This window comes from Aquipuribacter hungaricus, assembly GCF_037860755.1.
Lineage (GTDB): Bacteria > Actinomycetota > Actinomycetes > Actinomycetales > JBBAYJ01 > Aquipuribacter > Aquipuribacter hungaricus.
Map to the genome: position 1 here is coordinate 1 of NZ_JBBEOI010000251.1, position 4895 is coordinate 4895.

Annotated in this window: 5 protein-coding genes; all 5 read right to left on the bottom strand. The window is 75.8% G+C overall.

From position 1 onward, the window contains the following. Positions 1 to 1223, bottom strand: a 1223-nt coding sequence (locus tag WCS02_RS17370; protein ID WP_340295503.1) for a Cache 3/Cache 2 fusion domain-containing protein, incomplete at its 3' end; no start/stop codon positions are given. Between the two features lie 109 nt (positions 1224 to 1332). Further along, positions 1333 to 1977, bottom strand: coding sequence for a Maf family protein (locus WCS02_RS17375; RefSeq protein ID WP_340295504.1), 645 nt, complete (start codon positions 1975 to 1977; stop codon positions 1333 to 1335). Continuing rightward, positions 1974 to 3662, bottom strand: a complete 1689-nt coding sequence (locus WCS02_RS17380) for a DUF885 domain-containing protein (RefSeq protein ID WP_340295505.1) — start codon at positions 3660 to 3662, stop codon at positions 1974 to 1976. The genes WCS02_RS17375 and WCS02_RS17380 overlap by 4 nt, the downstream gene beginning before the upstream one ends. Before the next feature lie 67 nt (positions 3663 to 3729). Then, complete coding sequence (locus WCS02_RS17385; protein ID WP_340295506.1) at positions 3730 to 3936, bottom strand: acyl-CoA carboxylase epsilon subunit; 207 nt, start codon at positions 3934 to 3936, stop codon at positions 3730 to 3732. Further along, complete coding sequence (locus tag WCS02_RS17390; RefSeq protein WP_340295507.1) at positions 3933 to 4655, bottom strand: PspA/IM30 family protein; 723 nt, start codon at positions 4653 to 4655, stop codon at positions 3933 to 3935. Before WCS02_RS17390 ends, WCS02_RS17385 begins: the two co-directional genes overlap by 4 nt. Positions 4656 to 4895 lie beyond the last annotated feature (240 nt).

Consider the following 4895-nt stretch of genomic DNA (forward strand, 5'->3'; position numbering starts at 1 on the left):
AGGCCCACCGCGCGCGCCGCGTCGGCGACCGGGCGGGTGGCCCGGCGGGCCAGCCGTGCGCCGACGAGGACCGCGACGAGGGCGGCGAGCAGGGCCGCGCCGGCGATGAGCAGGACGGTCTGGCGCTGCACGGCGGCGAGGCGCTCGGCGGTGGCGGCGAAGTCGGTGTGGCTGACGAGGCTGACGACGGTCCAGTCCCAGGGCGCGTAGTAGCTGTAGCCGACGGTGACCGTCTCGGTGCCGCCGCCGGCGGCGGGTCGCTCGAAGGTCGTGGTGCCGGCCTCACCGGGGGCCAGGTCGGGCGCGGCCTCGAGGACCGGCTCCAGCCAGCGGCCGCCGTCGGCGTCGAGGTCCTGCTCGACGGCGGAGGTGCCGACCAGGGCGCTGTCCACGGCCAGGTCGTAGACGCCGGCGCGGGTGCCGGTGGTGCCGACGACGAAGGTCTCGCCGCGCTCGCCGAGCGCCGCGGACAGCACGGCCTCGGACAGCTCGGGCACCTGCTGCTGCTGGATGCCCACGTAGACAGCGCCGACGACCTCGCCGTCCTGCACGACCGGCTGGTACGCCGACTCGAACCACGCGTTGACGACGAAGGCGTTGCCCAGGTAGGTCTCGCCGGCCAGCAGCGAGGCCACGACGGCGTTCGGGCTGCCGTCGACGTTGGTCACGGGGATGTAGGTGCCGATGGCGCGCACGTCGGCGTCGGAGCGGACGGTGGTGCCGACCCGCAGCATGGCGCCGTCGGGCATGCGCTGGAACATGGTCACGGTGGCGCCGGACAGCTCGGCGATGTCGTCGACCACGGGGACGCGGACGTCGAAGCTCCTCGTCGGCTCCAGCCAGCGGTCGCCCACGAGCAGCTGGGGCAGCTGGACCGCGGACTCCTGCTTGGAGAACTGGTCGACGGCCGTCCAGGCGACGGGGGCGGTGCCGACGCGCACGCCGCCGGCGCGGGCCAGCTGGTCGTCGGCGACCCGCAGCGCCGACGCGATCTCGCCGCTGGTCTTGCTCCCGACGGCGGCGACGGTGCCGTAGAGGTCCTCGGCGCTGCCGCGGGCGCGCTCGGCGACGGCCTGCTCGTTCTCGGCGAGGGCGACGTCGGTGGCGCGGTCGGACTGGACGAGGGTCACGGCGGACAGGCAGCCGGTCGAGACGGCGACAGCGACGAGACAGATGCCGACGACGCGCGCTCGCAGCGACGCCCGGCGGGTGCGGGAGGTCATGGTCGCCCCATCGGCCGGTCCGGGCCGCGGCTGTAGCGACGGAGCAGTCGGGTCGCGGGGGCGGCCGGGGCCCCGTCAGGCCCCGGGCGCGCGGCGGGTCAGGAGCGGGTCAGGCGCGGGCGGCCCACAGCGAGTGCCACGGCACGCCGACCTGGCGGACGAGTCGGCGCAGGGTGGGCAGGCCGATCCCGACGACGGCGTGGTGGTCGCCGTCGACGCCCTCGACGTACGCGCCGCCGAGCCCGTCGACGGTGAACGAGCCGGCCACCTGCAGGGGCTCGCCGGTGGCGACGTAGGCGTCGACCTCGTCGTCGTCGAGGTCGGCGAAGCGGACCAGGGTGCTGCTCAGCTCGCCGATGCTCACCCCCGTGCCGCCGTCCTCGGCGTCGCGGGCGTCGACGAGCCAGTGCCCGGTGCGCAGCACCCCGGTGCGCCCGCGCATCTGCAGCCAGCGCTCCCGCGCCACCTCCGGCGTCCCGGGCTTGCCGTACGCCCGGCCGTCGAGGTCCAGGACGGAGTCGCAGCCGACGACGAGCGGACCGGGGCCGTCGTCGTCGCGCAGGGCGGCGGCCACGTCCTCCGCCTTGGCCCGGGCCAGGAGCAGGGCGACGTCGGAGGGGTCGTCAACGCCGTAGCGGGCGACGACCTCGTCCTCGTCGACCGCGCTCACCCGCACCTCCGGCTCGACGCCGGCGGCGCGCAGGGTGGCGAGCCTGGCGGGTGACCGGGAGGCCAGGACCAGGCGCGGGCTCACGCCAGGGCCCGGCGCAGGGTGTCCAGGCCGACGGAGCCGAGGTCCAGGGCCCGGCGGTGCCAGGCGGTGAGGTCGAAGGCGTCGCCCTCGCGCTCGCGGGCCTGCTCGCGCAGCTCCAGCCAGGTCCGCTCGCCGACCTTGTACGACGGGGCCTGGCCGGGGTGGCCGAGGTAGCGGTCGAGCTCGAACCGCAGCGTCGCCTCGGGCTCGGGCACCACCGAGGTGAGGTACGCCCACGCCGAGTCGTAGGTCCAGGCGCCGCCGCCGGCCCGGGCGGGGGGCTCGAAGCCGCAGTGCACGCCGATGTCGAGCACGACGCGCACCGAGCGCAGCAGCTGGGAGGCGATGAGGCCGAGCCGGTCGCCCGGGTCGTCGAGGTAGCCGAGCTCGGCCATGAGCTGCTCGGAGTACAGGGCCCACCCCTCGCCGTGGCCGGACACCCACACCCCGACCCGGCGGTAGCGGTTGAGCTCCTCGGTGCGCAGCAGCGTCTGGGCGATCTGCAGGTGGTGGCCCGGGACACCCTCGTGGTAGACGGTCGTGCGCTGCTGCCACGTGCTGAACGACGTCATCCCCTTGGGCACCGACCACCACATGGCGCCCGGGCGGGACAGGTCCTCCGACGGGGGCGTGTAGTAGACGACGCCGGTCGTCGAGGGCGCGATCCGGCAGTCGAGGGTGCGGACGGCGTCGGGCACGTCGAAGTGGCTGCCGCCCAGGGCGGCGACGGCCTCGTCGGAGACGGCCTGCATCCAGTCACGGAACGCCTCGGCGCCGTGGACGAGCCGGGCCGGGTCGTGGTCGAGCTGCTCGACGGCCTCCTGGACGGTGGCCGCGCCCAGCGTGCGCGCGACCTCGGTGCCCTCGGCGACGAGCCGCTCGACCTCCGAGACGCCCCACTCGTAGGTCTCGCGCAGGTCGACGTCGGCGCCCAGGTAGTAGCGCAGCCGGACGGCGTAGCGCTCGGCCCCGACCGCGTCCTCCTCCGGCGCCTGGGGCAGCAGCTCCTCGCGCAGCGCGCGGGCCAGGCCGGCGTACGCCTCGGACGCGCCGAGCGCGGCCTCGTCGAGCTCGGCGAGCAGGTCGTCGCCCAGGGGGTCGCTGTCGTCGGCGAGCACGGCCGTGCGGGCCCGCGTGGCGGTGGCCAGGAAGAAGCCGGCCGGGCCGACGTTGTCGTCGCACTGCACCGCCGTGACCAGCACCTGGCGGCGGGCGGCGACCCGACCCTGCGCGGCCGAGTCCCGCAGCGCGGACAGGTACCCCTCGACGGCCTCCGGGACCGCGCGCAGCCGCTCGGCGACCGTGGACCAGGCCGCGTCGTCGTCGGTCGGCATGAGGTCGAAGACCTCGCGGATGCGCTGAACGGGCGAGGCCAGGACGTCCAGGGCGGCGGCGTGCTCGCCGGCCTCCGCCATGGCGATCTCGGCGCCCGCCCGCTCGCGGAGGACGTCGGCGGTGACGACGTCGGTGGCGTCCGCCGGCTCCAGGGCGTCCAGGCGGCGCAGGACGTCGGCGAACAGGGCGGTGCGCTCGGCGATGCCGGCGACCGAGTGGTCGGTGAGGCGGTGGTCGTGCCCGGCGATGCCCGTGATGGTCGCGGCCTCCGGGTCGAGGGCGGCGTAGGCCTCGAGCAGCTCCTCGGCGAGGGCGTCGACGGCGGTGGGACGGCGGGGGTCGGTGCTCACCGGAGGAACGTAGCCGCCCGCCGCGCGGGGGACCTGCCGGCGCACGGCCGGAGGTCCCCCGTCGGGCTCAGGGGCGGGGGGCCGCCCAGCCGCCCACCTGCGGGACCCCGGCCGACCTCACCAGGGTGGCCGGGTGGCCCCAGAGACCGCCGCGGCGGTCGTCCGCTGCCGCCGGGGCGGGGGCGCCGGCCGCGAGCAGCACGGCGACGAGCGCCGCGAGCTCCGCGTCGTCCGGGTGGCCGGAGACGACGCGGAGCCCGAGCGCGTCGTTCACGCGGGGGACTGGCCCTGCTTGAGGGCGGCCAGGCGCGACTCGACCTCGATCGCGGTGCCCGCGTCCTCGAGCTCGGCGAACTGGTTGTCCAGGCTCGACGCGGCCAGCTCGGCGTTGCCCAGGGCGCGGGCCTCCTCGCGGCGGATCTTCTCCTCGAAGCGGGTGAGCTCGCTCGTCGGGTCGGCCAGGTCGATGCTCTTGATCGCGTCGTGCATCTGGTTCTGGGCGACGGCGACCTTCTGGCGCGAGACCAGCTCGTCGCGGCGGGACTTGAGCTCGCCGAGCTTGCCCTTCATGCCCTCCAGGCCGGCGCGCAGCTTGTCCACCACGGCCTGCTGCGAGGCGATCTGGCCGCCGAGGGAGGACGCCTCCTGCTCCGCCTTGATCTGCCGCTCGATGGCGACCTTGGCGAGACCGTCGAGACGGTCGGCCTCGGACGCGTTGCCGGCGGCGCGCAGCTGGTCGCCGCGGGTGCTGGCCGCGACGGCCTTGCTGCCCCAGTCACGGGCGGCGGCGGCGTCCTCGTCGCGGTCGGCCTCCATGAGGCGCAGGTTGCCGATGGTCTGGGCGACCGCCTGCTCGGCCTCGGTGATGTTCGCGGTGTAGTCGCGGATCATCTGGTCGAGCATCTTCTCGGGGTCCTCGGCCTGGTCGATCATCGCGTGGATGTTCGCCCGGGCGAGCTGGGAGATGCGACCGAAGATGGACTGCTGTGCCATGTGAGCTCCTCCGTGCTGTGGACTGCTTGGGGACTGCTGGGACTGCCGGACACCTGTGGACGTACGTGCGGGACGGGTCGTGCGCTGCGGGATCGGGCGTGGCCGGTCGTGCGCCGCGGGTCGGTGCGTGACGGGCGGGCCGGTCAGAAGTCGCCGCCGAAGCCGCCGCCCCCGCCGAAGCCCCCGCCGCCGCCGAAGCCGCCGCCGAAGCCGCCGCCCCCGCCACCGCCGAAGCCGCCC

What these genes read in the sequence shown, in the direction of transcription:
- WCS02_RS17390 (WP_340295507.1), bottom strand. Translation starts at nt 4,655, where the DNA reads ATGGCACAGCAGTCCATCTTCGGTCGCATCTCCCAGCTCGCCCGGGCG.